Here is a 26,840-nt window from a genome sequence, read left to right as displayed (position 1 = left end):
ACAATCGCCTTCTTCTATAATGGGTTGCGGCCACGATAGACTTCATACATTAGCAAGCCTGCAGCCACACCAGCGTTTAAGCTTTGAACGTGTCCAGTCATTGGAATCGTTAATAATTCATCCACTTCTTTATGAAGACCTTGACTCATGCCACGACCTTCATTTCCGATGATTAAGGCAATTGCGCCTTGTGTATTCCAGCGACGATAATCCGTCCCAGACATATCTGTACCAAAAATCCAAAATTGATTCTCTTTTAGCGTTGCAATACTTTGCGCTAGATTCGTTACACGAGCCACTGGAATATGTTCCACGGCCCCTGTTGACGCTTTGGTTACGGTTGGTGTAATTCCCACTGCACGATGTTTCGGAATGATAATACCGTCCACGCCTGTCGCATCAGCTGTTCGCAAAATTGAGCCAAAGTTATGTGGGTCCTCTAGACTGTCTAAAATTAGGAAAAATGGTGTTGCTGTCTTTTCTTTTGTTTGTTCCAATAATTCTTCTAAAGTTAAATATTGATACGCCGTGATTGCTAAAACCATGCCTTGATGCACGCCGTGATCACTCATCGTATCTAATTTTGCTTTAGGCACCCATTTAACTGGAACAGCCTGTTCTTTCGCTGCTTGTTTTAATTGCTCAATTTTCTCGCCACGAGCATCTTCTTGTAAAAACAATTTATTCCCGCGTCCTTGCTGCAACGCCTCAACAGTGGCATGGAAACCAAAGACAAAGTTATCTGCTAGCTCTTCTGAGGTTCCATCAGCACCTGCTGTCGCTGGTCGTGGGTTCCGTTCTTTTGAACGCTTATCTGAACGTTCTGGACGTTTCTTACCTTTTTTAAAAGGACGAGATTTTTCATTTTTCATTGGTTTCACCTACTTTCTTGATACACCAGTTAATTAATTCTTCTAAACGTTCTTTTTGTTGTGTTAAATGTAAATAACCCATCAAGGATTCGAAACCGGTCGCTACCCGATAGGTCGTCACATCAGCATTTTTGGCAAAGGTGTGACTTTTCGCATTCCGACCGCGTTTGTACATCACTTCTTCTTCCTCCGTTAGCATTTCTCCCGCTAACATCGCTTGCATTAAGCTTGCTTGGGCTTTTGCTGACACGTAATGTGTCGCCATGCGATGCAAAACATTCGGTTTCGTTTGTCCTAAGGAAACTAAATAATCACGAATGTAAATTTCATAAATCGCATCGCCAACATAGGCCAAAGCTAAACCGTTTAATTGTTTGTAATCTCTCATTCACTTCTTCTCCATCTCGTTCCTTGCGGAGTATCTTCTAAAACAATGCCTTGTTCTTTTAATAAATCGCGGATTTCATCACTTCGGGCAAAATCACGGTCTTTCCGTGCTTGGTTCCGTTCTTCAATTAACGCATCGACTTGTGCATCCACTAATTCTTCGTTTTTAAAGAATAAACCAAAAATAGCTAACCAGCCACTGAAAAGCTTATCCATCGCCACTAGAACTGGTTCCGAAACTGTCGCTTGTTCACTGTACTGATTCATCATCTTCGCTAATTCATAAACGACCGTAATCCCGTTAGCTGCATTGAAATCATCGTCCATTTCCGTAATAAAACGTTGTTCTAATTCGTTTAATTGAGCCAAATAGTGTTCATCCTCTGGCAAACTTGCGACCGCATCTGCTTGTCTAAAACGTAAATTTTCAAACGCATTTTTCAATTTTTGATAATTGGCTGCTGCCTCTTTTAGAGTGCTTTCGCTATAACGAATCGGGCGACGGTACTGGGTGGTGGACATAAAGAAACGTAAAATTTGCGGATCCACTTTTTGAATCATTTCATGAACAGTAATGAAGTTACCTAGGGATTTGCTCATTTTTTCATCGTCTTCACCAATTGTGACATAGCCGTTATGCATCCAGTAATTGGCAAAGGTATGGCCTGTTTTGGCTTCGCTCTGTGCAATTTCATTCTCATGATGTGGAAATTCTAAATCTTGTCCACCACCGTGAATATCAATCGTCTCTCCCAAGTGTTTTGTCGCCATGACAGAGCATTCAATATGCCAGCCGGGACGTCCTTTCCCCCAAGGAGAATCCCAAGAAATTTCATCTTCTTTGGCACTTTTCCAAAGAGCAAAATCCAATGGGTCTTCTTTTAATTGTTGTTCAACGCCAGTTCGTTGACTTGCCCCCACTTCTAATTCATCAATCGATTGATGGCTTAATTTACCATAATTAGGAAATTTACGGGTGCGATAATACACATCACCTGCGACCTCATAAGCAAAACCTTTTTCAATTAAAACTTCGATGAAAGCTAAGATATCAGGCATGTGGTCCATCACCCGAGGATGTAACGTTGCTGGTTGGACATTCAATGCTTGCGTGTCTTCTTCAAAGGCTTTGATAAAACGCTCCGCCACTTCCGGCGCAGTAATTTTCAATTCTTTAGCTGCCTTGATAATTTTATCATCGACATCTGTAAAGTTCGAGACATAATTCACTTCATACCCACGATATTCAAAATAACGACGAATCGTATCAAAGGCGATCGCACTGCGCGCATTACCGATATGGATATAGTTATACACGGTTGGTCCGCAGACATACATCCGAACTTTATGCGCCTCAATTGGCGTAAATACTTCTTTTTCTCTGGTCAATGTATTATAAATTTTAATCATGCCCTTTTTCCACCTTTCTTCCATTTAGACGAACGACTTTCGCAGGAACACCCACAGCTGTAGCATCTGCTGGGATGTCTGAAATAACAACAGCACCCGCCCCAATTTTTGAACGTTCACCAATCACAACTGGCCCTAAAATTTGAGCTCGTGCCGAAATCATCGCTCCTTTTTTCACTGTTGGATGGCGTTTACCCGTATCACGACCGGTCCCACCTAACGTCACTCCGTGAAACAAAACAACATCTTCTTCTATTTCCGCGGTTTCCCCAATCACAATGCCCATGCCGTGATCGATAAAAACCCCCGCTCCAATTGTGGCTCCGGGATGAATTTCTACGCCCGTTATGAAACGCCAAAATTGTGCATGAATCTTCGCCAACAAAAACAACTGATGCCTATATAAGAAATGAGACAAGCGATGCCAAAACAGGGCGTGCAAGCCAGGATACGTTAAAAGAACTTCTAGTGTGGTCCGCGCTGCAGGATCGTTTCTTTTAACAGCTGCGACGCTACGTTTCAACCAACTCATAGGGTGAACTCCTTTCTATTATACAAAAATAAAAAACGTCTTTTAAGCAACAAAAAAACGTTGCTTAAAAGACGCCCATGCGTGGTTCCACTTTTCTTCACAAGAACTAGCTCTTGCCTCGATACAGTTAACGCCTGCCGACGTCTTCGGTTACTTTTTTCACCGAAGCCACTCATAGATGCATTTCGACAAAAGATGCTCGCTGTTCTCACCACCCACAGCGTCTCTGAAATCCATCTGATTGTCTACTTCTTCTATTCTTTGTGTTTTTATAACACTTTATTTAAATGATCTAATGCTTTTTCTTTGCCTAATAATTCGATGGTTTCGCCTAATTCAGGACCATGCATTTGTCCAGAAACAGCAATTCGAATTGGCATAAACAAGTTTTTGCCTTTAACGCCGGTTTCTTTTTGGACGGCTTTAATCGCTGCTTTAATACTTGGCACATCGAAAACGTCCAAGGCTTCTAATTGTTCTTTAAACGCCTGTAACACAGTTGGCACTGTTTCTCCTTGCAAGAATTCTTTCGCAGCATCATCTAAAACTGGATGTTCATTAAAGAACAAGTTTGATAGTTCCACAATTTCAGCTGCATAACTCATTTGTGGTTGATACAAGCTAACTAATTGTTTTAACCATTCGATTTTTTCAGGAGATGGATTTTCTTCAACACGACCGTCAGCGACTAAATAAGGAATACACATATCTGTTAGTTCACTTAAGTCCATTTGTTTCATGTATTGATTGTTAATCCATTCTAATTTTTTCGCATCAAAGGCCGCTGGTGACTTGCTTAAGCGTTGTTCATCAAACAATTTAATCAAGTCTTCTTGTGAGAAGATTTCTTCTTCGCCAACAGGAGACCATCCTAGTAAAGCAATAAAGTTGAACATGGCTTCTGGTAAGTAACCTAATTCACGGTATTGTTCAATAAATTGTAAAATTGTTTCATCACGTTTGCTCAATTTTTTGCCAGTTTCTGAATTAATGATTAAGGTCATATGGCCAAAGACAGGTGGTGTCCATTCAAACGCTTCGTAAATCATTAATTGTTTTGGTGTGTTCGCAATGTGATCATCGCCACGTAAAACGTGAGAAATTTTCATTAAGTGATCATCTACTGCAACGGCAAAGTTATACGTTGGCATCCCATCGCGTTTTTGGATGACAAAATCGCCACCAATGTTATCTGACTCAAAAGTAATTTCACCTTTCACGATGTCATCAAATTTGTATTCTGTGTTACGTGGCACACGGAAACGAATCACTGGTTCTAGACCAGCCGCTTCTTTGGCTGCTTGTTCAGAAGGTGTTAAATTCGCACAAGTGCCTGCGTAGTGAGGCATTTCCCCACGAGCTTGTTGTGCTTCACGTTCTGCTTCTAATTCTTCTGGCGTACAATAACACTTATACGCACGATTGCTACTTAATAATTGATCAATCAATGGTTGGTAAATTTCTTTACGTTCTGATTGACGATATGGACCATATTCTCCCGGATGAGCAGGTGATTCATCCCATTCCATCCCTAACCATGCTAAGTTTTCCAACTGACTTTTCTCGCCGTCTTCGATGTTCCGTTTTTGGTCGGTATCCTCGATACGAATGATAAATTCTCCGTCATTATGGCGGGCAAATAAGTAGTTAAATAATGCTGTTCTTGCATTCCCAATGTGCAAGTGTCCAGTTGGACTTGGTGCGTAACGCACACGAACTTTCGTCATGTTCATTCCTCTTTCCATTTTTTAAAAACAGACGGTTTAACGTCGTTTTCAGTTATTTTTCCAATAAAGCAACGGCAATTGCGCCGATTCCTTCTTTTTTACCAACAAAGCCCATCGTTTCCATGGTCGTTGCCTTAATGTTCACTTGTGTGACCGCTAAGTGGCAACTCGCGGCTAGATTCTTTTTCATCTCTGCCAAGTATGGGCTCATCTTTGGCTCTTCCGCTAAAATTGTACAATCAATATTGCCAATAGTAAAGCCCGACCGCCCAACTTTTTCATTTACTTTTTTTAATAAGTTTACAGAATTCGCATTTTTGAACTGCGGATCGGTTTCGGGAAACAGTTGCCCAATATCACCCAGACCAGCGGCACCAAGGATTGCATCAATAATTGCATGTGTTAAAACATCGGCATCTGAGTGACCTAACAGACCTTTTTCATAAGGAAGAGTAACCCCACCAATAATTAAAGGTCGTTGCGGAACTAATTGATGAACATCAAAACCTTGACCGATTCGAATCATACTAAGTCCTCACTTTGCTTAATTTTTATCGTTTTTAGGATGGTTATCCTTGCGATCATTAATCCCGCGACCCGCATGCGCCGGTTTGGCAAAAATCATACGCCCAGCTGCGGTTTGTAAAGCACTTGTAACGACCACTTCGATTTGCTCATTCATGTAATGCTGGCCATCTTCTACCACAACCATTGTGCCATCATCTAAGTAAGCGACCCCTTGTTGACGCTCTGTTCCGGCTTTTACAACCATCACATTCATCGTTTCACCTGGAATCACCACTGGTTTCACAGCATTAGCTAAAGCATTAATGTTTAAAACAGGCACATTTTGAAATTCAGAGACTTTGTTTAAGTTGTAGTCATTGGTCACAACCACGCCATCTAATAATTTTGCTAATTTGATTAATTTACTGTCTACTTCAGAGATATCCTCGAAATCTCCGTCATACATCTCAACGGAGATACCTTCTTCTTTTTGTAAAGCATTTAAAATATCTAAGCCACGACGACCTCTCACCCGTTTTAAACTGTCTCCAGAATCAGCAATGTATTGTAATTCATATAAAACAAAGTTAGGGATGAGCAAAACACCTTCTAAAAAGCCTGTTTTAGCGATATCGTAGATTCTGCCATCAATGATGACACTGGTGTCTAAAATTTTGTATTTATGGAAGTTGTCTTCCACTTTACGTTCCAACATTTGTCCTTCGGTGTCTTCCGTATTTGCTTTCTTTTGGCGAGGTGTAAAAACTTTTTTCCACTCCTCAATCCGTGTTGTTCCCATTCGGAAACCTAAGTAACCCAGAATAATCATAACTAGAATTGGCAGTAAACTATTCACGACAGGAATTTGTAAGTTGTACATTGGAATGGAGATAATGACGCCAATTGTTAAACCAATGATGGCACCAATACTTCCAAATAATAAATAGGTTAAACTCATTTCATTTAAAGCTGCTTCGATTTTTTTGACAGCGGAAACAATATACTTTGCTAACCCTAAAGATAAAATAAAGAAAATAATTGCACCGATTAATCCGTTCGTAAAGTTATTGTTTAACCAACTGTTATTGCCTTGCTTAGCCATTTCCCAAGCCATTGGGAAAAGAGAAATTCCTAAACTTGCACCAGCAATGATCATCAGCAACGTGATGATTCGTTTTTGCATATAGCCATCCTCCTCGTTTATTTAATAAAGACGTCTAGTGTTGTGGGGCGTACAAAAATCATACGCCACCAACAACCTAAACGGATTATTTCTACTTTCATTATTTAAAAACTTTTCTTAACGTTTCACCAATTGTTGAAACGCCAATAATTTCAATACCTTCAGGCGCTTCCCAGCCACCAAGGTTATTTTTAGGGACATAGACTTTTGTAAAGCCTAGTTTTTGCGCTTCACGCACTCGTTGTTCAATACTATTCACGCGTCGAATTTCACCAGTTAAACCAATCTCACCAATGAAACATTCCGAAGATGAGGTTCCTTTTTCTTTATAGCTAGAAGCAATACTGATTGCTAACGCTAAATCAATAGCTGGTTCATTAATTTTGACTCCACCAGCCGCTTTTAGATACGCATCCTGGTTTTGTAACAAAAGGCCTGCCCGTTTTTCTAAAACCGCCATGATTAAAGAAACGCGATTAAAGTCCAACCCGGTGGTCGTTCGCTTGGCATTGCCAAACATCGTTGGGGTAACTAACGCTTGGATTTCCACCAAAATGGGGCGTGAACCTTCCATTGCTACCACAATTGAAGATCCGGTGGCTCCTTCTAAACGTTCTTCTAAAAAGACCTGAGAAGGATTCATAACTTCAACCAATCCATGTGTCTGCATTTCAAAAATACCAATCTCATTCGTTGAGCCAAACCGATTTTTGACAGCCCGTAAGATTCTAAAGGTGTGATGCTTATCTCCTTCAAAATAAAGAACCGTGTCTACCATATGTTCCAACATCCGTGGCCCTGCGATAGACCCTTCCTTCGTTACGTGTCCGACAATAAAAATGGCAATCCCATTCGTTTTTGCCAGTTTCAATAATTCGGCAGTTGTTTCTCGGACTTGACTGACACTACCAGCAACGCTGGTAACATCTGGCTGCGTCATTGTTTGAATCGAGTCAATAATGACATAATCTGGTTCTAATTTTTCAATGGCTCGTGATATTTCGTGCATATCTGTTTCTGCGTATAAGTAAAATGTCTCGTTGACGGTGCCTAAACGCTCCGCTCGTAATTTAATTTGCTCAGCACTTTCTTCACCAGAAACATATAAAACCGTGCCACCTGTGGCTGCTAATTGTTGCGATACTTGTAAGAGCAATGTTGACTTACCTATTCCGGGATCGCCACCGATTAAAACTAACGAACCTGGAACAACGCCACCACCTAAAACCCGATTCAGCTCCACTAATTCAGTTTTTACACGAGGCTCTTTTTTAGGTACGACTTCAGATAACCGTTGTGGTTGTGTCTTTTTACCAGTCAAACTTACTCTAGCACGACGATCAGAAGTATCTTGAATAACCTCTTCCACCATCGAATTCCATTGTCCGCAATTAGGACAGCGGCCGAGATATTTTGGAGACACATACCCACAGCTTTGACATTCAAATTGAACTTTTGCTTTTTTTGCCATGTAGAATCTCCTTATCTGTTGTTTATTTTAACATTTATTAAATGGTTTGAATAACGTTGCCTACTGAAAAAATGGGCTTTATTTTTGTCCAGACGAACCAAAACCGCCCGTTCTTTCTGCCTCGACTTGGTCATCATCCGCTAATAAAAACGGCTTAAAAATCCCTTGGCCAATTCGTTCACCTTTTTCAATGACAACATCTTCATATCCAAAGTTTAAAAATTGGAACATGATATGTCCTTCGTTATTCTCGTTATTATAATAATCACTGTCAATGACTCCGACACCATTCGCTAAAAGTAGGAACCGTTTTAGCGGGTTCGAAGAACGACTCACCAATTCTAAATATTCAGAATCAGGCATATACGCCTTAATTCCTGTTTTAACTAAAATTGGTTTGGGATTTTCTCCAGCTTGTTGTAACTTCCAAAGACTTGGTACAACGACCGTTTCGGCTGCTTGAAAATCATACCCAGCGGCGCCTTTTGTTGCTCGTTGTGGGACACTCAAGCCCTCTTCTTGATACTTAGAAATAATCTCAAAACCACGTTGTTTCATATTCATTCTCCCCTACTGTCTAAACTACTCCTATTTTACCATAATCTCTGATACTCTGGTTGTTTTTAGTAAGTTTCTCATTTCTAAAAGCCCAGTTAATCTAGACTACGCAAAAAAGAGGAGAATTTTTGTTTATTTTCCTTCTTTTAGTCTATCATCTTCTCTTAAAATAAACAGACCAAATCCCAAAAAGTCCCAAGATTCCCTCAAAAAGTTCACACTTTCATTAAACTTTCTTTACTATTCATTATTTAGCACTTTCTAGTAGCCGCTGATTTTGTTATAATGAGTGTCAAATTTTACTGTAAAAAGAAACGAGGCACTTATGAGAAACAAACTCCAACAGGCCAAACGAATTGTGATCAAAGTCGGAACCAGTTCTCTGATTTATCCCAATGGCAATATTAACTTAAAAGCAATTGATCAATTAGCCTTTACTTTGAGTGATTTAAGCAACCAAGGCAAAGAAATTATTTTAGTTTCTTCTGGCGCAATTGGTGTCGGACTGAATAAATTAAATCTATCTGTGCGCCCAACGACAATTCCAGAACAACAGGCAGTCGCTGCAGTCGGACAAGCAGAATTAATGAACATTTATAATCAGCGGTTTTCAACCTATAGCCAACAAATGGCACAAGTTTTATTAACTCGTGATGTTATTGAATATCCTGAAAGTCGCAATAATGTTACCAATACTTTTGAACAACTGTTAAAAATGAATATTATTCCTATCGTCAATGAAAATGATACTGTCGCAATTGAAGAATTGGATCACTTAACCAAGTTCGGGGATAACGATCAATTGTCAGCCATTGTCTGCCAAATTGTTCAAGCTGACTTGTTAGTTATGTTATCAGATATTGATGGTTTCTTTTCAGATAACCCTACTGTCAACAAAGAAGCCACGTTATTTTCTGAAATCAATGAAATTAATGAAGACTTGTTCCAATTAGCCGGTGGCAAGGGGAGCCGCTTTGGCACTGGTGGGATGTCTAGTAAATTAAAAGCTGCTGAACGTGTGTTAGCTAATCAACAGGCGATGATTTTAGCAAACGGAAAGCAGCCAAAAATCATCTTTGAAATTTTAGAAGGAAAAGATATCGGTACGTTATTTATTAAAGGAGGGCATGAAAGTGACTGATTTAAAGCAACTAGGGCAACAAGCTAAAGAAGCCTCTTATACGCTAGGCTTGATGGATACTCGTCAAAAAAATACTTTGTTAAACAAAATGGCCGCAGCCATTGAAGCCAATGCATCCCGCATTTTACAAGCAAACGCATTAGATTTAGAGCAAGCCGCTACCCACGGAATTTCTGAAACAATGCAAGACCGCTTACGTTTAACAGAAGAACGGATCACAGCGATGGCCGAGGGCATACGTCAAGTCGCTACTTTACCCGATCCAATTGGGGAAGTAGATAAAATGTGGCGCAATGAAGCGGGGCTGTTAATTGGGCAACAACGCGTGCCTTTAGGTGTTATTGGGATTATTTATGAATCACGGCCAAACGTGACAACAGATGCCGCTAGCCTTTGTTTCAAATCGGGAAATGCTGTTATTCTTCGAGGCGGAAAAGAAGCGTTTCATTCCAATCAGATATTGGTGACAATTTTACAAGAAGCGCTAATACAAGAAGCCGTTTCTCCCCATCTCATTCAATTTGTTGATGATACTTCTAGAGAAACAGCCCAACAACTTATGCGCTTAAATGACTACTTGGATGTCCTCATTCCACGTGGCGGCGCCAACTTAATCAAAACTGTTTTGACGACGGCCACTGTTCCTGTTATTGAAACGGGCACGGGCAATTGTCATATTTACGTGGACAAAGACGCCCAGTTAACAATGGCAACTGAAATTATTGTCAATGCTAAATGTCAACGCCCTTCTGTCTGTAACGCCGCCGAAACGTTATTAATTCATCAAGAAGTGGCTGAAGCCTTTTTACCAACAATTGAAAAAGCCTTGAAGGAGTTTCACGTGGAACTTCGGGCAGATGAACGTGCGTTAGCAATTTTTGAAGAAGCCATTCCAGCGACTGAACAAGATTGGGAAACGGAATTTCTCGACTTTATCTTAGCAGTGAAAGTCGTTGATTCTTTAGACGAAGCCATCCAGCATATTAATCGCTACAATACAAAACATTCTGAAAGTATTATTAGTGATAATTACTTTGCCACACAACAATTTTTACAACAAGTGGATGCAGCCGCTGTTTATGCGAATGCTTCAACTCGTTTCACGGACGGTTTTGAATTTGGATTTGGCGCCGAAATCGGTATTAGTACGCAAAAATTACATGCCCGTGGACCTATGGGCTTAGCAGAGCTTACTTCGACAAAATATGTTATTTATGGAAATGGGCAAGCACGTTCTTAGAAAGAAAAACCCTTGATTTAAAAATTAAGGGTTTTTCTTTCTCTTCTCCAATGTGCCTTTTTACACATGGAATTGTTCACAGTCCCACAATCTATTCTTGATATTTTTTTTGAATCCTCATTATACTTTCTACATACGCTTGTTTCACTTGGACTGGCTCTAAAATTGTCACTTCTTCACCAAAGCCCATAAAATAGTTGGCTAAAAATTGTGTTTCTGTTGGATGAATCTGTCCAACTAAAAAACACTGCGTGGGCGTTTCTTCCAACTGAATATTGTCAAAACGATGTTTATAAAAAAATTCTTTGCCCTTTTCTGTAATGATTGCTTTAAATGGAATCGTACGTGCCGTCGTTTGTTGATGGCGATACGATTCTTTCAGTTCTTCAGTCGTAAAATCCAGTGTTTGGTTTAACTGCTGAATAGCCTCCATAAAATCACAGCGGTAAGTACGCCAAGCCTTTTTAGTCACATCATAGCCTGAACAATACCAATACCCTTCTAAAATAGTTAACCGGGTTGGTAAGATTTTTTTCGTTGTTGCTTCATATCTGGTATAGTTAAACTGAATTACTTGTTGCGCCAAAATACAATGAAACAGCTGCTCTAAATTGCCTGGTGCTTCTACTTGTTCAATTCCTTCGTAATAGACGACCTTACTCATTTGACTGATTTTAAATTGGGTTGGTTCATCTAAAGAATGCAATAATTTTTGCTGAATTTGCTGATAGGAATGACCAAACGGTGACTCTGCGACTAATTTCAGTAATTGTAACGAAAAAAAGATCGCTAACACTTCATTTTCGTTAAAATAAATCGGCGGCAACAACGGTTTGTTTAAAACTCGATAGCCACCATAACGACCATTCTCCACATATAGCGGCACGCCTAAATTTTCCAAAGCTTCAATATCCCGCAAAGCTGTGCTTTTAGAAATCCCAAAAGTTTTCATTAACTGATTTAAATTAAACTGAGGATGGGTTCTCAAGAAAAAAAGTTCCTGATTTAAACGTTCTGATTTTTTCATTTTTCCCTCCATCGGTGTCACTTTTTGATACCTTTTATTGTTATGCTTATCTTATCAATCTTAGGAGGTTCAAACAATGAAAAACACACAATTTGCCCTTTTTATGGTCTTAAATGGACGAGCAACGGAAGCCTTGACGTTTTACCAAGAAGCCTTTGCTGGTGATATTCTTTTTAAAATTACTAATCAAGAATTTAAAGAGCGCTTAAATCCTTCTTTGACCATTCCCGCTGGCGAAGAACACTGGCTTTCTCACTCGATTTTACAAATGGACACTTTTCAATTACAACTAGCTGATAATCCTTTGTTTGCAGGAATGAATACCACGCCCACAGAGCAATTAACCCTCAGCTTAACCGTCGACAGCCGTCATTCTGCCAAAACAATTTTTGAAAAACTCACGTGCCATCCCGAATCCTGTATTATCCAAGAACCAATTGAAAATGAATTTGCAACATTTTATGCGATTGTGAAAGATCCTTTTGGTTTAGTCACTCAAATTACTCATGAAAAACAAGCAGATCCTACCAAGAAAGGACGTTAGCCGAAGAATGCGAACCTATGAATCAAAAGAAGCCTTGATTGAGGCCATTCAAATAGCTTCACAAAAATATTTAGCTGAATTTGCAGAAATTCCTGAAACACTTAAAGATCACCGAATTGAAACAGTAGCTAAAACACCTTCAGAGAACTTAGCCTATCAATTAGGCTGGCTCAACTTGCTGCTTTCTTGGGAAGAACAAGAACAACGTGGTCTGACCGTTCAAACGCCAGCTGAAGGTTATAAATGGAATCAACTGGGCGCTCTCTATCAATCATTTTATCAAACCTATGGACAAATGAGTTTAGAAAGTCAACTGATTGCGTTGCAAGACATCTTAGAAAAATTACTTCATTGGATTGACTCGCTTTCCGAAGACGAATTATTTTTACCTCAACAACGGGCTTGGGCGACCACCAAAGCACAATGGCCTCTTTGGAAATGGATTCACATTAATAGCGTTGCCCCTTTTACTAGTTTCCGAACGCAAATTCGCAAATGGAAAAAAGCGTGTCTTTAAAAAGTTATCCACATTTTTTCAAAAAAAGCTTGACAAGCATTTTTAAATTCTCCACAGAAAACTTTTTGGATGAAATTTCTTGTTTTTTCCAAAAAACTTTTCCACAGTGCTTATTTGTTCGACATTAAATCTTTGTAAATTCTAGAAAAAAGAAGATGAAAACGTTGTTTTAATAACGTTTTCATCTTCTTTCAACTTTAGAGGTTCCTTTACTTTTAGCAAACAGGACTTCTGAACTTACGTCTGTTTTTTTTAGCAACTCGAAAACTTATCCTTGTGGATAAACCGAGATAAAAAGCTTTTTTGTGGTTTTCAACAGAGTTATGCACAAAGTTATCCACAGGGTGTTTTCAGCAATTTTTCGGAGAATATTCGTTGTTTGATGTGGTGATTGGAAAATCGACTTCATATAACCGTTTGAGAGTCTTTTAATCCCTCGCTAGAAGCTAGCTTGAGTGTAGGAAAATCGTTCCCCCCCACCCTTAGGATCCTAATAAAATTTTAAAGTTTTTCTTCTATTGGTACATCAAATAAAGAGTATGATAAACTATAGGTACTTTCGAAAAATCAGGTGAGGTTATTTATGAAAAATAAAAGTAGGCAGTTTTTAAAAAACAACTGGCCTTATATGTTAGCCAGTTTCTTCATTCCATTTTTAATTATGGCAATTATCTATTTGAGTATTGGGATTTATCCAGGAAGTAGTCGCAGTGTTTTAGCCAGCGATGCCTTTTCTCAATTTTCAAATTTTCACGCAAGCTTTAACAATGTTCTTCATGGAAAACAAAGTCTTTTCTATACGTGGAATGCTTCTTTGGGACTAAACTACTTGTCCTTAATTTCCTATTATCTTGGTGGCTTATTTACGCCGCTCGTCTTTTTCTTTAACAATCAAAACATGCCTGATGCGCTCTATTTCCTAACGTTGTTGAAAATTGGGAGTGCTGGCTTGAGTTTTTGGTTCTTGGCAAAACAAACCTTTAAGATTCCTAAATGGTCCCATGTGACTTTAAGTGTGTCTTATGCGCTAATGTCCTTTATTGTGGCCCATTCAGAATTAATTATGTGGCTGGATGCCTTTATTTATCTGCCACTCGTAATTTTAGGAATTCATCGTTTAATGGACCAACGAAAACCGACATTATTGTTTGTCAGTTATTTCTTGCTTTTCATTACAAATTATTATTTTGGCTTTATGATTGGGTTGTTTTCCTTCCTGTACTATTTTGCACGAACGTTTACAGACTGGCAACGATATAAATCTCGAATCGTTGCGTATTTTACTACTTCTCTTTTAGCTGGTGGAGCATCCATGATTATGGTCTTACCTGCTGTCTTAGATTTACGAACCAATGGTGAAACTCTTTCTGAAATTACAACCTTTAAAACAGAAGCGACTGCCTTTTTAGATATTATTATGAAAAATATGATTGGCGTTTACGATACAACCAAATATGGGTCCATTCCTTTTATTTACATTGGGTTGTTGCCTTTGATTTTTTGTCTCTTCTATTTCGTTACGAAAGAAATTCCATTGAAAAACAAACTACTTTTTGGCAGTTTGTTTGTCCTATTGATTGCTAGCTTTTACATCACGCCCTTAAATTTATTCTGGCACGGTATGCATGCGCCGAACATGTTTCTTTTCCGCTATAGTTTCCTCTTTTCATTCCTAGTTATTTTGCTTGCTGGTTATGGTTGGGAAAAATTTGAAAAGGATGATCTCGGTGTCTTAAGCGGCTTGATTTTGATTCTTTTAGCAATTTTTGCTCTTGCAATGGGCACAAAAGGTGCTACTAGTTATACGTATGTGACTTTAACCTCTTTCGTATTAACGGCAACTTTTTTGCTATTATACTTTTTCGGGATTGCTTTTTATCAATTGAAAAAAGCGCCTATGCAATACTTAGTGATTTTGTTATTGCTGCTCGTTTCTGGTGAAGCAATCATTAACACACGGGCGATGGTCACTGGTATTTTAGATGATTGGAACTACGCATCACGTAGTTTGTATTCTGAACCTTATCCTGACTTAAAAAATCTAGTCGATCAAACAAAAAAAGAAAATGATACTTTTTATCGCTTGGAAAATTTAAATGGTGTTTCGGCCAATGACGGCATTAACTATGGCTACAGTGGCATTAGCATGTTTTCTTCCGTACGGAACCGACATTCTTCAACATACCTAAACGCCTTAGGTTTCCGCTCGCGAGGCACGAATTTAAATATTCGTTACCAAAATAATACCTTGTTAATGGATGCTTTGATGGGCATTAAATACAATATTGCTGAAAATAATCCAATGAAATTCGGCTTTGAACGACAAGCTGCTGCTGGTAAATATCAGCTTTATCGTAACGAAAATGCTTTGCCGTTAGGATTTTTAGCAGACAAAGAGATTTACAATGTTCGGCAACCTCTCAATGATAATTTAGGTAGTCAAACAAATTTACTAAATGCTTTAGCCAATACTAATGAACGGTATTTTACCTTTTATCAACCAACGATGACGCTTCAAAATAACGTGACAATTACGCAAAATACCGCTGGCGTAACTTTTACGGAGAAACAACATAACGTAGCCAAAGAGATTTCTTATACAGTCAATGTGCCCGCCAATACGCAAGCTTATTTGAGTTTATTCCCAACAGATTTTGCTCAATTGGAAAGTTCCACTGCGACGGTCACCGTGAACGGCTCAAGTCAGCAATCACAAATTGGCATTACTGGCCAATATTATAATTTAGGCTACTATCCAAAAGATACAACTGTTAACTTCAAAGTAAGTTTTTATGGAACCAAAGCAGTAAGTTTTGTTCAGCCGCAAGTGGTTGGCTTAAATACCAATGCATTTGAAAAAGCCATTTCCGCCGTGCAAGAAAAAGGCGTTGATTTAACCACTGGCAAACGCTCTGCTTCAGGTACCTTTACCGCCGACAAAGATCAAGTACTCGTCACTACAATTCCTTATGACAAAGGTTGGCGTGTCAAAATTGATGGCAAAAAAGTTACCCCAAAAGCCTTTAAAGATGCCTTTCTAAGCGTTCCTGTCAGCGCTGGAACCCATACTATTCAGTTCTCTTATTTACCAGAAGGATTGATTCCTGGCATCGTGTTATTCGTTCTATGTACTGGTGGTTTCGTTGCCTACGTAACCTTGATTCCTGCTAGACGAAACCGCAAAAAAGAAGACAAATAAAAAATCACGCGATGGCTAAGTCATCGCGTGATTTTTTTAAATTTCAGTCATTGCTTCTTCCACAAGCGAAACACTTTGATGTCTTCCTTTCGTAATCAACAAGGAAAGTTGCACAAATGCAAAGAGTACACTGGTCCGCTTAGGATAAGCAAAATAACGTGGTTGCCAACTAGTGACATATTGTTCTTTGCGCTTGCGTGTATCTTGAAACGCATAAATTTGATAACTATACTTGTAAAAAATATTAACAAAGCGTTCTTTTAAGAAAGAGTACTTGCTCTCCCCTACGTTAGCCAACGGCGCCATCCCAATATCAATTAATTGATAGCCCTGCTGTTGATAGGTTTCAATAAAATGAGTGAACAAATATTCTCTAGTAAAAGCAGGTGCGTCTGAACGAATACGTAACAAATCATAAGAAATACTTTTGCCTTTTTCCATTTCTTTTCCAGTAATGAAACCGATGACCGTTTGTTTCTGTCTCACCAAGCCCACGCTACTGCATTTCAAGTACTCGGGATCCAACCGTCCACCAATAAAGTAGCGCTCTTTTTGATTCCGTGACCAGTCTGCAGAAACTCGTTCTAACTCTTGATATAAGGCATCACTAATCGTTTCGGGATAAAATTCAAACTGAAAATCCGCTGCTTCTGCTGCTATTTTTTCAGTCACTGTTTCCGTCCAGGCTGTTTGATTCACTGTTGACGGCTCATCAAATTGAATCAAGCCTTCTTCCCCAACTTTCATAAATTCAAAGCCGCAATCGTGAAGATTCATAACATATTCTTCCGAGATACGATAAAAAACTAATTGATAACCTAACAAATCAGCTTGATCCATAAACGCCAGTGTCGCCGCTGTCCATTTCTCTCGTTGCCCAATTGGATCCGCCAAGACAAAGCATTTATTAAACTTCATTTGAAACCCAAAAAGTACTTGATCTTCGCCTTCTTCTTGGTAATAAAAATGACCATAATCCTTTAAATACAAAAATTGACTGCCTTCGTTGCCACCAAATTTTTCCAAAAAGCGTGTCAACCGCGCTTCCTCAAACCCCTCACCTAAAGTAACAGTTGTTTCGGCTAAATATTGATACAAAAAGAATAAACCAATCAAGGAAATACTTAAACCAATCAATCCGTTAAACCAAACATCATCTGACGGAAACAACAAAAAGTGATTGATAACTTGATTGCCACCAGCTGGTCGTGCGGCGTAATAGCCAGCAACCGCATAACCGATAAACAAGCAGCCAAACAAAATACTATCTACCGTTAAAGCGCCCCATGAATAAACAAACTTTTCACGATAAAATTCTTTACGAGCCAAAATAACCGCCAATAAAATAACAGCATAAACAGCAATCAACTGCCACGAAGTCGTTCGTGCCACCGTATTTACAATACAAAATCCTAGTAAAATAATTGTAGGCCAATAAGCTTTTTTCACTTTCATAGAAATGCCTCGAGCTAAACCTAATAACAAGAATCCTACAAATAAATTCAATGTTTGATCTAAAAAATTAAAAGAAAAGGGAAGTAACACTTGGAATAAACGACTGACATTCGACAAATTCGTCACAGTCGATAATAGAACCATCATAATTCCTGCAAAATATAACGCCGCCACCAAAATAAAATGCGCCACTTTTTGTGAAAATAACCGAGGTAAATTATCAAAAAATTGATTAACTTTCATGCCTGCTTGTTGCAAGAACAAAATAACTCCTGTCATAAAAGGCGTCACATAATAGAACAAACGATAATACAACAACCAGACAACCGCTTGTGATCGATCAATCCCTAATTGTGACAAGCCCAAAATCATTAAGACATCAAACGTTCCCATACCACCAGGAACCATGGTTAACATACCGATTAACGTAGCGATAACAAACATTGGGTAAACAGAAACCATCGAAACTGGCACCTGCATCAAGCGACCTATCATCAAGAAAGCAAACATCCCACCTAGCCATTGACCTAATGAAGCGCCGAATAATAGGAGCACCGCTTTTGGAAAAAATGTTTTAAACAATGTTCGCCGTTTTAAATACGTGAAAAACCAGAGCGCTGGCGCAATCAGGCTGCCCAATAATAACCAAACCCAATATTCACGAAAAACATTTTGGGTTCGAATAAAAAATAAATCAACAAACGCCACAAAAGATAAAATAGATAACCCTGAAATCAAGAACAGAGCAACTTTTGAGACCGTTGCTACAACCTTGCCCCGTGGTACATCTTTTCCGTAAAAATTAATCCGTAGCGTTGCCCCAACCACGCCGCCAAAACCCGCTAAGTTATTAATGGTATTGGTGACCCAAGCCGAAGTTAACCAATCCATTCGTTTCATTGGTGGCTTACCTTCTTTTTCCAATAATTTAACGACTACATAGTCATAAAGGAGCATCGGAATAACCCCTAATAGTCCTGCCAAGACCATACCAATTAAACGCCCCGTACTTTGTTGTTCCATCGTGGAAAAAATATCCGCCCAGGTCATGCCTTGAGCGATATGTGTCACTTGGTTAGCCACGAAAACTAATACAGAACCAAGAAAAATTAGTTTCAATAATAAACTGTGTTCTTTCAACCACTGCGTTAGTTGGCTAATATTTTTTTTCATCTTATAGCCTCTTTCATATCTCTTTTCTATTCATTTAACTTTCGTTTTATCGATTTTCTTCCATGGTAGCCTATTTGCTGAAAATTTTCCAGCACGGCTAGACATTTTGGCTGAATCGTATTGTTTTATTGAAAAAAAAAGAGTGAGAAAAAAATCTAAGACGATTTTTTCTCACTCTTTTAACTGTATTTTTTACGCCACTACTTCTGCGATAATCTCAATCTCCACCAACACATCCATCGGTAATTTAGAGATTTCAATCGTTGTACGTGCAGGATATTCCGCACTAAAATACTCAGCATAGACTTCATTGAATGCCGTGAAATCCGCCATATTTTGTAAATAGCATGTCGTTTTGACTACATGAGCAAAATCACTACCCGCTTCTGTTAAAATCCCTTGAATATTTTTCAGTACTTGATTGGTTTGTTCTTTAATCGTTGTCCCAACCACCTTGCCTGTTTCAGGATCCAGTGGAATCTGACCAGAAGTAATCAATAAACCATTCACAATTTTTGCTTGTGAATATGGCCCAATTGCTTGTGGTGCTTGCTTTGTTTTAATTGTTTTCATTTCTTTTCCCCCAGTAAATGACAAGTTGTTACTTTTTGTTATTTTATTTGTTTCTATTTTTCCATTGTACTGCAACCAATTTCGGAATGCTATCTTTTCTCAATTATTCCCAAGCGCTGATGCTGTGCCATCCTTTTGTAAAACAGCTTCAAAACCTTGACGCATCCTTTCAAGTCCCTCGTGTAGTTTTGCTTGCGAACAGCCAATATTTAACCGTAAAAATCGTTGCCCATTACCACCATAAATCGAGCCGTCCATAATGGCGACTTTCCCCACAGAAACTAAAGTCTCTTGTAAGCGGGCCACATCTGGAACTGCCGCTGATATATCCAACCACATTAAGTAAGTGGCTTCCAGCTCCGTCACTTTAATTTTTGGCAAATATGTCTGTAAAAAATCTTTCACGTAACGTTGGTTCTCCGCTAAATAATCATTCAACTCGTCAACCCAAGTACCACATTTTTGATAGGCCGTCATGGTTGCTAGCATTCCCAAAATACTTGTTGATGATAGACCATCGGCGTTTTTTAATTTGAGCTGAAAAGCGTCACGCAATTCGTTATCTGGAATTAAGGCGTAAGCAAAAATCAGCCCTGGAAAATTAAAGGTTTTCGTGCCACTGGTAATAATGGCAGATTTTTTATAATTAAATTGCGTAATTGGTCGATGAACATGGCCTTTATTAACGATATCCATATGAATTTCATCAGAAAGTAAAAACACATCATACTGTTGGCACAATGAAACCATTCGCTCTAATTCCCATTGCTCCCAAACACGTCCTGTTGGATTATGCGGGGAACATAAAAGCAAACAGCGATTTTCTGGTTGCGCTAGTTTTTTTTCTAAATCAATAAAATCAATGCTGTAGCGCTTCTCTTGATAAAGCAATTCATTTGCCACTACTTGCCGCTTATTTTCCTGAATAACTTTAAAAAATGCATCATAGGCAGGTGTTTGTAAAATAATGCCCTCCCCTTCGTTAGTTAATAATTGAATCAAAGCAGAAATCCCGTAGATAACGGTCGGGGTATACATAATCCAGTGTTCTTCAATCTTCGTCTGGAATCTTGTCTGGTACCACGTTTGAATTGCTTCTTTTAATTGCGGATGGTTCCACCTCGTGTAGCCAAATACGGGATGTTTCAAACGCTCCTGTAATGTTGCCAGAACTGCCTCTGGCACAGCAAAATCCGTATCGGAAATAGTGAAGGGAAGCAAGTCCGCTTCCCCAAATCGGTCTTCTACAAAATCCCACTGTGTACAATACGTTCCTCGTCGATCAATTGCTTTATCAAACGACACACTCTTCACCTTCTGTCTTTTTTCTAACCTAAAATCATCTCTAATTGATTACGGACCGTTGTCACTTTGGTTCCGATAATCACTTGTACATTCTGCGCATCTAAATGTACAACGCCTAAAGCCCCTAATTGCTTTAATTTGTCATCATCTACTTTATTAGCATCTGCTAACACTAACCGTAAACGCGTAATGCAATTATCAATAGCTTGAATGTTCTCTTGCCCACCCAAAGCCGCTAAAATCCCAGGCGCATCATAGCTACCCGTTTTCTTATATTGAACTTCTTGATCGGTATATTCAGTCTCATCTAAGACCTTGTCTCGTCCAGGTGTTTTTAAATCAAAGGTTACAATGACTGTTTTAAAGACGAAATAATAAACAACAAACCAGATAGCGCCGACAATGAGAACCCACCACCATTTTGTATAAGTTCCTTGTAACAAGCCAAAAATAACAAAGTCCAGTAGCCCGCCATCAGTGTTCCCAATCACAACACCCAATAAAGCCATTACCATGAAACCTAGACCAGTCATAATGACATGAAACAGCCATAATAATGGACTAATAAATAAAAATAAAAATTCAATTGGTTCTGTAATGCCAGTGATAGCCGTTGCAATCACACCTGAAAGGAGTAAGCCTTTAATCTTATGTCGATTCGCCGGAGCTGCAGTATGATACATCGCAAGTGCCGCCGCTGGTAAGCCAAAAATAAAGGTCGGCATTTTCCCTTGTGACAAGAAAGCTGTTGCGCTTGGTGAAATCGGTAAATTATTTTGCAATTCTGCATAGAAAATATTTAACGCACCAAACACTTCTTTGCCAGCCACCACCGCTGAACCCCCTGCTTCAGTAAAACGAATCATGGAAACCAAAATATGATGCAACCCAAACGGCAACAGTAGACGTTCCCCTGATCCAAACAGAAAAGGCCCAAAAATACCAGAACGTTGGATAAGTTGGCCAATCGCCATAATCATTAGCGCGAAAAGTGGCCAAACTAACGGAATTACTAAGCCCACGAATGCCATCACTAATGAAGTAATAATTGGTACAAACCGTGCGCCAGAAAAGAAGGCAAAACTATCTGGTAGTTGCACCGTATAAAATCGATTATGCAACTTATAGACAATAAGCCCAGCGATAATTCCACCAAGAACGCCCATTTCAATCGTTTGAATCCCAAAAACCATTCCTTGGCCGGCTTCCCGCAACTGCTCAGGATCCACGAGGCGATTCGTCTGCACTAAATAGAAATTAATCGCTAAATTCATCACCGTATAGCCTACGAAACCTGAAAACGCAGCAATTCCTTTTTCTTTCCGAACTAACCCCAACGGAATGGCCATTGCAAACATGACAGGTAAATAGGCAAACGCAAAACCACCAATTGTCGACATAAATTGGAAAATAATTTTTACTGCGGGCTTTCCTAAAAACGGGATCGTTTCAATCATGGATTCACTGGAAAAAGAACTTCCTAATCCCAACAAAATCCCCATAAAAGCTAATAAAGCCACTGGCAACATAAACGTTTTACCTAATCCTTGGAAAAACTCCCAGAAAGTCGCTTTCTTTTTCTTTACTGCCATTTCTTAACTCCTCCATTCATTCTTTACAAAACTAAAAATGATTGCGTTTACATTCATTGCCCTCATTATAACTAGCCCAAAACAAAGAAAAAAGAGGCTACACTTTTTCTGTATCCCCTTACATCATTTAGTATGGTGTTGCATAAAATTACCGCGGTTGCTTTGCCTCTGCGTACATTAATAAAACCGTATCGAACAAACAAATGACAGCAATTCTTGAACTTAAATCCACGCGCTGATGATAACGTGTCGTCCCTTTGGCAAATAACGTCGTCGTCGACAATTTTTCCAAGGTGCTTCCTTTAGTCGAAATCAAACTAATCATCGGCACCTGCTGTTCCTGTGCTACACGTGCATACGCTAAAATCCCCTTAGTTTCTCCTGTATAACTGACAAAAATGGCTAAATCCTGTCCATCCAGATTCTTAACTGCTGCCGCTTGTTCATCCCAATCAGATCGTGCATAGGCTTTTTTTCCTAAAAATGTTAGCTTTCGTGCAAAATCAGTACAAATAGGAAAACTGCCACCAACACCGAACACTTCAATCGTATTCGCACGCTCAATCATTTTAAGCATTTCCGCGACTTTGGCTTCATCCATTTGTTGAAAACTGTCTTGCACATTGGCGATCAACTGTTGCGTAATAGCTTGAAAACTACGACTATCGCTTTCTGTGCTCTCGCTCTGCACCGATTGGACGATTGCGTATTTTAATTCTTGGAAGCCTCGATAACCTAAGTGTTTTGCCGTTCGAGAAATAGTGGCTGTTGAGACAAACAACGCCTGCGCCACCTCATAAATGGTTTGTGAACTAATTTCCGTCATATGCGTCAAAATATAATCCAGTACTTGATTTTCAATTTTACTTAAATCATTTCGTTTCTTTTCTAACAAAGCGATTAATCCCTCAGTCGTCATCCAATCCCTCACTTTAAATCCTTTTTTATAATTATACACCAGAATATTCTGATTATTTCAATAAGAAAGTCCAAAATAACCAACAGCGGCTCCATCATTCGCCAGAGAAAAAAATCAGCCTTCCGATGGAGGTGTTTGTTGCGCTTTCTTGCTATACTCTGTATATAGAAAACAGGAAAAATTTGGAGGTAGTACGTATGAATAATCAACGACCAATGTTTATAAATATTCTTTTAGTGGTCCTTTTATTTTTAGTTGTCGGTTCACTCTTTAGTGCCGTTGTCGGTATCGTGGGAAGCTTATTGTGGCTAGCAGTAAAAATTTTAGTTCCCGTAGCGATTATCGTGTGGCTTGTTCGAACAATTTCGGGAAATAATGGCAACTGCCGCCGTCGTTATTAAAAAAAAACAGGTTTTCCTTTTCGGAAAACCTGTTTTTTTACTTCTTTTATCTAAAAGCATATACAATATTACTAATACCAAACATCATAAAGTAGAAGCCAACTAAGAAGCTTAAAGTTAGTGCTGAAGACAATGGATTAAATAATAACATTACACCTAAGATAATCCCTAAAACGTCAACAATTAATGTGAACCAGAAGTAACCTGTGCTTACTCGTTTAGCAAAATCTAAAGTAAATAAGCCGAAAATTGAGTCGAATAAAAACCAAATTGCAAAAACAAATGGTAACACAGCGACACCAATATTTAAGTTAAACAATAAGTAAACACCAATGAGGATATCAATAATCCCTAAGATGATCGGTGCATAAGCTTTGTAGCCTAGCAATTCTTTCATACGATTACGTACAAAAATTTCGAAAATCCCTTTAATAATAGCAAAAATCGCAAAAACCATCACAATGGCAATTAAATTACCGGCAGGATTTTGGAAAGAAATTAATGCAGTCAGAACAAATAGAATTCCTAATACTAATGAACCCCAGTCCATTCCATGATGTTGTCGTTGTTCCATGACACTCACTCCTCTATAAAATAATTTATTACACTTATTATGTTACTACTATTTTACAAGGTGTCAAATATTTTCATCGTGCTTTCTGAAAACCATTTCAATGATAACTCCATTAAAAACAACGTATCACTTGATTGTCTCTTTTTTGGTGCACAATTGTGCCTTTTTTGTATAAATAAGTCCCTCGTTTTCCCACAAAAAAACCGCTACTTTTTCATCTAGTTTATAAAAAAGTAACAGTTATAAATTATTTTTTCTTTTTCCCAATCGAGAGAATCCCTCTTTTTATGACATCAAAGAAACTCAAAGATTGGACCATATGATCTGGGTCAATATATTCACGAATAGCTCGTAACACTCGCTTCGGCTCTTTTGAAGCAAACGTATACGTCCCATTTTTCTTGGTTTGAATCGCATAACGAGGAATCCATTTTCCTTTGAACATTACTGAAGCCAACACGTAATCGACTTCTTCCCACGGAATTTGGATAAACTTACGTGGATCTTTGGCATGGTAAAATTCAAACCCGCGGTCACCTATCATAATTTGTCCATAATCTGTTAATCCTGTAAATGCCGTCGCATCTATAACTAAATCAACTTTTGTGTTTAATGATTGTACCATGTTATCTGCTCCATTTCATTCGACTAATTCCTCTTTATTATACGTTTCTTTCCTGATCGAAACAAACAAAATTACATCTTTGTTTAAAAAAGCGGAAGAAAAGTTTCTCGACTTCTCTTCCGCTTTTTTTGATTAGAAGTAATAAACTTACTTCGTCATTCTTATAATAAGCCGATTAAGTGGCCGACTACGCCGACTACGAATAAACCAAGAATGATAACGATTGGGCTAACTTTTTTCTTCAATAACCACATACATAAGAATGTAAGTAGTAATGGTGCTAGACCTGGAATCAATTGATCTAAGTTATCTTGTAAAGTAGTAACTTTCGTTGGTGAAAGCGCCAAGCCTTGGTTCACTTGTTCAAAGGCTTTATGCATTCCTTCACCGCCAGCAGGAAGTTTATCCCACTCGATATAAGCACCTTTGTCTAACTTAACTTGTGAGACAATTGGTAAGAACTTAATCGATACCCAACGTTGAACCAATGCGGCCAGTACGAACATCCCTAAAATAGAAGCACCTTTTGTAATATCTTGTAGTAAACCACCTGAAAGGTCATCAGTAATTTTAGAACCTGCTTTGTAACCAAATTCTTGTGTATACCACATGAATGACCAACGAATTAAGTTCCAAGCAACGAAGAATAAGATTGGGCCTAAGATGTTACCACCCATTGCTAAGGAAGCACCTAAAGCTCCTAACATTGGACGAACAGTAAACCAGAAAACTGGGTCACCGACACCGGCTAAAGGACCCATCATCCCAACTTTAACCCCTTGAATCGCTACGTCATCAACTGGTGCGCCATTGGCACGTTCTTCTTCCAAAGCTAATGTTACACCAAGAATTGGTGAGGCAATGTATGGGTGTGTATTAAAGAACTCTAAGTGACGTTTTAATGCCGCTGAACGTTCTTCTTTCGTTTTATATAATTTTTTGATTGCTGGAATCATTGAGAATGCCCAGCCACCGTTTTGCATACGTTCGTAGTTCCAAGAACCTTGGATAAATGTTGAACGCCAAGCTACAGCTAAACGATCTTTTTTAGTTAATTGAATTTTTTCTGCCATTTTCTTTGCTCCTCCTTCAGAATTAGTAGTCGTTTAAAATATCGCCTAATGGGTCGCCAGAGTTGCCTCCGCCATTTGAGTTAGAAGAACCGCCCATTTTAGATAAGTTCAAGTAAATAAGAGCTAAAGCGACACCTAAAGCACCTAATGCGATTAATGTTAATTGAGAAATCGCTGCGACTACGAAACCGATAATAAAGAATGGCCATACTTCTTTTGTTGCCATCATGTTGATTACTAATGCATAACCTACGGCAACGACCATACCACCACCGATAGCCATACCATCAGTTAACCAAGCTGGCATTGATTCTAAGAAATTACGAACAGTGTCAGCAGGAATGAATAGTAACGCACCTGCTGGAATCGCAATACGAATACCTTGTAAACATACAGCGAAAATGTGTAACATTTCAACTTGTTTAATGTTGCCTTTTTCAGCAGCCGCATCCATCATGTGAACGATTGGAACCGCAACTGTCCGAACGATCATTGTTAAGAACAAACCTGCAACCGCTAAAGGAACTGCGATGGCAATCGCTGAAGGAACACCTTTAACACCTTGGCCACCTAAAACTAAAATAATTGCTGAGGCAACAGATGCTAAAGCGGCATCCGGTGCAACGGCAGCCCCGATGTTCGCCCAACCTAACGCGATCATTTGTAAAGTACCACCTAAAACAATTCCGGCTTCTAAATTACCAGTAACTAATCCGATTAATGTACATGCTACTAACGGTTGGTGGAATTGGAACTCATCCAAAATCCCTTCCATACCAGCTAGAAAGGCAACGAGTAAAACTAAAATAATTGATATAACAGACATGATAAGCCT

The 26,840-nt window shown here is 38.9% G+C and carries 25 protein-coding genes and 1 other annotated feature; of the genes, 6 read left to right on the top strand and 19 right to left on the bottom strand.

Annotated features, from left to right (window positions below):
* Positions 1-14: 14 nt before the first annotated feature.
* The 9 genes from rlmB to IGL07_RS00175 all read right to left on the bottom strand — a co-directional run bounded on the left by rlmB (position 15) and on the right by IGL07_RS00175 (position 8,653).
* Positions 15-872 carry a 23S rRNA (guanosine(2251)-2'-O)-methyltransferase RlmB gene (gene rlmB / locus IGL07_RS00215; RefSeq protein ID WP_002378685.1) on the bottom strand — a complete coding sequence of 286 codons (858 nt, stop codon included), beginning with the start codon at positions 870-872 and terminating at the stop codon, positions 15-17.
* Entirely contained in the window at positions 862-1,260 is a 399-nt protein-coding gene (locus IGL07_RS00210; protein ID WP_002356056.1) for a Mini-ribonuclease 3, read from the bottom strand. The genes rlmB and IGL07_RS00210 overlap by 11 nt, the downstream gene beginning before the upstream one ends.
* Positions 1,257-2,669, bottom strand: coding sequence for a cysteine--tRNA ligase (gene cysS / locus IGL07_RS00205; RefSeq protein ID WP_002359235.1), 1,413 nt, complete (start codon positions 2,667-2,669; stop codon positions 1,257-1,259). Before cysS ends, IGL07_RS00210 begins: the two co-directional genes overlap by 4 nt.
* Positions 2,662-3,201, bottom strand: coding sequence for a serine O-acetyltransferase EpsC (gene epsC, locus IGL07_RS00200; RefSeq protein ID WP_002356054.1), 540 nt, complete (start codon positions 3,199-3,201; stop codon positions 2,662-2,664). Before epsC ends, cysS begins: the two co-directional genes overlap by 8 nt.
* A 64-nt stretch (positions 3,202-3,265) precedes the next feature.
* Positions 3,266-3,472, bottom strand: a binding site (T-box leader).
* Entirely contained in the window at positions 3,471-4,928 is a 1,458-nt protein-coding gene (gene gltX / locus IGL07_RS00195; RefSeq protein ID WP_010707928.1) for a glutamate--tRNA ligase, read from the bottom strand. (Overlaps the previous feature by 2 nt.)
* 52 nt (positions 4,929-4,980) lie before the next feature.
* Positions 4,981-5,454, bottom strand: coding sequence for a 2-C-methyl-D-erythritol 2,4-cyclodiphosphate synthase (ispF, locus tag IGL07_RS00190; RefSeq protein WP_002367570.1), 474 nt, complete (start codon positions 5,452-5,454; stop codon positions 4,981-4,983).
* Positions 5,455-5,472: 18 nt separating this feature from the next.
* The gene (locus IGL07_RS00185; protein ID WP_002368622.1) at positions 5,473-6,618 is read right to left on the bottom strand and encodes a PIN/TRAM domain-containing protein; all 1,146 of its coding nucleotides are present in this window, start codon (positions 6,616-6,618) and stop codon (positions 5,473-5,475) included.
* Positions 6,619-6,718: 100 nt separating this feature from the next.
* Entirely contained in the window at positions 6,719-8,089 is a 1,371-nt protein-coding gene (gene radA, locus IGL07_RS00180; RefSeq protein ID WP_002356050.1) for a DNA repair protein RadA, read from the bottom strand.
* A 78-nt stretch (positions 8,090-8,167) separates the two neighbouring features.
* On the bottom strand, positions 8,168-8,653 hold the full coding sequence (locus IGL07_RS00175) for a dUTP diphosphatase (protein WP_002361472.1): 486 nt from the start codon (positions 8,651-8,653) through the stop codon (positions 8,168-8,170).
* A 319-nt stretch (positions 8,654-8,972) separates the two neighbouring features.
* Here IGL07_RS00175 and proB point away from each other — a divergent pair, with 319 nt between their 5' ends.
* Both proB and IGL07_RS00165 read left to right on the top strand, forming a co-directional pair.
* Positions 8,973-9,788: a glutamate 5-kinase gene (proB, locus tag IGL07_RS00170; protein WP_002389550.1), complete on the top strand. Its 816-nt coding sequence runs from the start codon at positions 8,973-8,975 to the stop codon at positions 9,786-9,788.
* Positions 9,775-11,028 (top strand): glutamate-5-semialdehyde dehydrogenase, encoded by a 1,254-nt coding sequence (locus IGL07_RS00165; RefSeq protein ID WP_025189447.1) that lies wholly within the window; start codon positions 9,775-9,777, stop codon positions 11,026-11,028. Before proB ends, IGL07_RS00165 begins: the two co-directional genes overlap by 14 nt.
* Positions 11,029-11,119: 91 nt before the next feature.
* Here IGL07_RS00165 and IGL07_RS00160 read toward each other — a convergent pair whose 3' ends face one another.
* On the bottom strand, positions 11,120-12,067 hold the full coding sequence (locus IGL07_RS00160) for a helix-turn-helix transcriptional regulator (protein ID WP_002385468.1): 948 nt from the start codon (positions 12,065-12,067) through the stop codon (positions 11,120-11,122).
* A 64-nt stretch (positions 12,068-12,131) separates the two neighbouring features.
* On the opposite strand from IGL07_RS00160, the gene IGL07_RS00155 reads away from it, so the two are divergent.
* The 3 genes from IGL07_RS00155 (at position 12,132) to IGL07_RS00145 (ending at position 16,315) form a co-directional block, all read left to right on the top strand.
* Positions 12,132-12,599, top strand: a complete 468-nt coding sequence (locus tag IGL07_RS00155; protein WP_002383505.1) for a VOC family protein — start codon at positions 12,132-12,134, stop codon at positions 12,597-12,599.
* 7 nt (positions 12,600-12,606) lie between these two features.
* The gene (locus tag IGL07_RS00150) at positions 12,607-13,116 is read left to right on the top strand and encodes a ClbS/DfsB family four-helix bundle protein (protein ID WP_002378680.1); all 510 of its coding nucleotides are present in this window, start codon (positions 12,607-12,609) and stop codon (positions 13,114-13,116) included.
* Between the two features lie 583 nt (positions 13,117-13,699).
* Positions 13,700-16,315 carry a YfhO family protein gene (locus tag IGL07_RS00145; RefSeq protein ID WP_002370603.1) on the top strand — a complete coding sequence of 872 codons (2,616 nt, stop codon included), beginning with the start codon at positions 13,700-13,702 and terminating at the stop codon, positions 16,313-16,315.
* 36 nt (positions 16,316-16,351) lie between these two features.
* On the opposite strand, the gene mprF is transcribed toward IGL07_RS00145, so the two are convergent.
* The 5 genes from mprF to IGL07_RS00120 all read right to left on the bottom strand — a co-directional run bounded on the left by mprF (position 16,352) and on the right by IGL07_RS00120 (position 23,332).
* Entirely contained in the window at positions 16,352-18,943 is a 2,592-nt protein-coding gene (gene mprF / locus IGL07_RS00140) for a bifunctional lysylphosphatidylglycerol flippase/synthetase MprF (RefSeq protein WP_002370602.1), read from the bottom strand.
* 192 nt (positions 18,944-19,135) lie between these two features.
* The gene (locus tag IGL07_RS00135) at positions 19,136-19,516 is read right to left on the bottom strand and encodes a RidA family protein (protein ID WP_002356039.1); all 381 of its coding nucleotides are present in this window, start codon (positions 19,514-19,516) and stop codon (positions 19,136-19,138) included.
* Between the two features lie 99 nt (positions 19,517-19,615).
* Entirely contained in the window at positions 19,616-20,830 is a 1,215-nt protein-coding gene (locus IGL07_RS00130) for a MalY/PatB family protein (protein ID WP_025189446.1), read from the bottom strand.
* Between the two features lie 14 nt (positions 20,831-20,844).
* Positions 20,845-22,413 carry a maltose/glucose-specific PTS transporter subunit IIBC gene (malX, locus tag IGL07_RS00125; RefSeq protein ID WP_010816944.1) on the bottom strand — a complete coding sequence of 523 codons (1,569 nt, stop codon included), beginning with the start codon at positions 22,411-22,413 and terminating at the stop codon, positions 20,845-20,847.
* A gap of 148 nt (positions 22,414-22,561) precedes the next feature.
* A complete protein-coding gene (locus IGL07_RS00120) occupies positions 22,562-23,332 on the bottom strand; it encodes a MurR/RpiR family transcriptional regulator (protein WP_010711865.1) in 771 nt (256 codons plus the stop codon).
* Between the two features lie 197 nt (positions 23,333-23,529).
* Between IGL07_RS00120 and IGL07_RS00115 the strand changes: the two genes are divergently transcribed.
* Positions 23,530-23,733 carry a hypothetical protein gene (locus IGL07_RS00115; RefSeq protein WP_002381332.1) on the top strand — a complete coding sequence of 68 codons (204 nt, stop codon included), beginning with the start codon at positions 23,530-23,532 and terminating at the stop codon, positions 23,731-23,733.
* Between the two features lie 46 nt (positions 23,734-23,779).
* On the opposite strand, the gene IGL07_RS00110 is transcribed toward IGL07_RS00115, so the two are convergent.
* The 4 genes from IGL07_RS00110 to IGL07_RS00095 all read right to left on the bottom strand — a co-directional run bounded on the left by IGL07_RS00110 (position 23,780) and on the right by IGL07_RS00095 (position 26,831).
* Positions 23,780-24,307, bottom strand: a complete 528-nt coding sequence (locus IGL07_RS00110) for an HdeD family acid-resistance protein (RefSeq protein WP_002356034.1) — start codon at positions 24,305-24,307, stop codon at positions 23,780-23,782.
* A gap of 247 nt (positions 24,308-24,554) precedes the next feature.
* Positions 24,555-24,932 carry a DUF956 family protein gene (locus IGL07_RS00105; protein WP_010816943.1) on the bottom strand — a complete coding sequence of 126 codons (378 nt, stop codon included), beginning with the start codon at positions 24,930-24,932 and terminating at the stop codon, positions 24,555-24,557.
* Positions 24,933-25,093: 161 nt separating this feature from the next.
* Complete coding sequence (locus tag IGL07_RS00100) at positions 25,094-26,005, bottom strand: PTS system mannose/fructose/sorbose family transporter subunit IID (protein ID WP_002356032.1); 912 nt, start codon at positions 26,003-26,005, stop codon at positions 25,094-25,096.
* Between the two features lie 22 nt (positions 26,006-26,027).
* Positions 26,028-26,831: a PTS mannose/fructose/sorbose transporter subunit IIC gene (locus IGL07_RS00095; protein ID WP_002356031.1), complete on the bottom strand. Its 804-nt coding sequence runs from the start codon at positions 26,829-26,831 to the stop codon at positions 26,028-26,030.
* Positions 26,832-26,840 lie beyond the last annotated feature (9 nt).

Origin of the sequence: Enterococcus sp. DIV1368f (genome assembly GCF_051712245.1) — a bacterium.
In the GTDB taxonomy this organism is placed as follows: Bacteria; Bacillota; Bacilli; order Lactobacillales; family Enterococcaceae; genus Enterococcus; species Enterococcus faecalis.
The sequence above is the reverse complement of the archived record's forward strand: the minus strand, read 5'-3'. Positions and strand labels throughout refer to the sequence as shown.

What these genes read in the sequence shown, in the direction of transcription:
- rlmB (WP_002378685.1), bottom strand. Translation starts at nt 872, where the DNA reads ATGAAAAATGAAAAATCTCGTCCTTTTAAAAAAGGTAAGAAACGTCCA.
- IGL07_RS00210 (WP_002356056.1), bottom strand. Translation starts at nt 1,260, where the DNA reads ATGAGAGATTACAAACAATTAAACGGTTTAGCTTTGGCCTATGTTGGC.
- cysS (WP_002359235.1), bottom strand. Translation starts at nt 2,669, where the DNA reads ATGATTAAAATTTATAATACATTGACCAGAGAAAAAGAAGTATTTACG.
- epsC (WP_002356054.1), bottom strand. Translation starts at nt 3,201, where the DNA reads ATGAGTTGGTTGAAACGTAGCGTCGCAGCTGTTAAAAGAAACGATCCT.
- gltX (WP_010707928.1), bottom strand. Translation starts at nt 4,928, where the DNA reads ATGACGAAAGTTCGTGTGCGTTACGCACCAAGTCCAACTGGACACTTG.
- ispF (WP_002367570.1), bottom strand. Translation starts at nt 5,454, where the DNA reads ATGATTCGAATCGGTCAAGGTTTTGATGTTCATCAATTAGTTCCGCAA.
- IGL07_RS00185 (WP_002368622.1), bottom strand. Translation starts at nt 6,618, where the DNA reads ATGCAAAAACGAATCATCACGTTGCTGATGATCATTGCTGGTGCAAGT.
- radA (WP_002356050.1), bottom strand. Translation starts at nt 8,089, where the DNA reads ATGGCAAAAAAAGCAAAAGTTCAATTTGAATGTCAAAGCTGTGGGTAT.
- IGL07_RS00175 (WP_002361472.1), bottom strand. Translation starts at nt 8,653, where the DNA reads ATGAATATGAAACAACGTGGTTTTGAGATTATTTCTAAGTATCAAGAA.
- proB (WP_002389550.1), top strand. Translation starts at nt 8,973, where the DNA reads ATGAGAAACAAACTCCAACAGGCCAAACGAATTGTGATCAAAGTCGGA.
- IGL07_RS00165 (WP_025189447.1), top strand. Translation starts at nt 9,775, where the DNA reads ATGAAAGTGACTGATTTAAAGCAACTAGGGCAACAAGCTAAAGAAGCC.
- IGL07_RS00160 (WP_002385468.1), bottom strand. Translation starts at nt 12,067, where the DNA reads ATGGAGGGAAAAATGAAAAAATCAGAACGTTTAAATCAGGAACTTTTT.
- IGL07_RS00155 (WP_002383505.1), top strand. Translation starts at nt 12,132, where the DNA reads ATGAAAAACACACAATTTGCCCTTTTTATGGTCTTAAATGGACGAGCA.
- IGL07_RS00150 (WP_002378680.1), top strand. Translation starts at nt 12,607, where the DNA reads ATGCGAACCTATGAATCAAAAGAAGCCTTGATTGAGGCCATTCAAATA.
- IGL07_RS00145 (WP_002370603.1), top strand. Translation starts at nt 13,700, where the DNA reads ATGAAAAATAAAAGTAGGCAGTTTTTAAAAAACAACTGGCCTTATATG.
- mprF (WP_002370602.1), bottom strand. Translation starts at nt 18,943, where the DNA reads ATGAAAAAAAATATTAGCCAACTAACGCAGTGGTTGAAAGAACACAGT.
- IGL07_RS00135 (WP_002356039.1), bottom strand. Translation starts at nt 19,516, where the DNA reads ATGAAAACAATTAAAACAAAGCAAGCACCACAAGCAATTGGGCCATAT.
- malX (WP_010816944.1), bottom strand. Translation starts at nt 22,413, where the DNA reads ATGGCAGTAAAGAAAAAGAAAGCGACTTTCTGGGAGTTTTTCCAAGGA.
- IGL07_RS00120 (WP_010711865.1), bottom strand. Translation starts at nt 23,332, where the DNA reads ATGACGACTGAGGGATTAATCGCTTTGTTAGAAAAGAAACGAAATGAT.
- IGL07_RS00115 (WP_002381332.1), top strand. Translation starts at nt 23,530, where the DNA reads ATGAATAATCAACGACCAATGTTTATAAATATTCTTTTAGTGGTCCTT.
- IGL07_RS00110 (WP_002356034.1), bottom strand. Translation starts at nt 24,307, where the DNA reads ATGGAACAACGACAACATCATGGAATGGACTGGGGTTCATTAGTATTA.
- IGL07_RS00105 (WP_010816943.1), bottom strand. Translation starts at nt 24,932, where the DNA reads ATGGTACAATCATTAAACACAAAAGTTGATTTAGTTATAGATGCGACG.
- IGL07_RS00100 (WP_002356032.1), bottom strand. Translation starts at nt 26,005, where the DNA reads ATGGCAGAAAAAATTCAATTAACTAAAAAAGATCGTTTAGCTGTAGCT.
- IGL07_RS00095 (WP_002356031.1), bottom strand. Translation starts at nt 26,831, where the DNA reads ATGTCTGTTATATCAATTATTTTAGTTTTACTCGTTGCCTTTCTAGCT.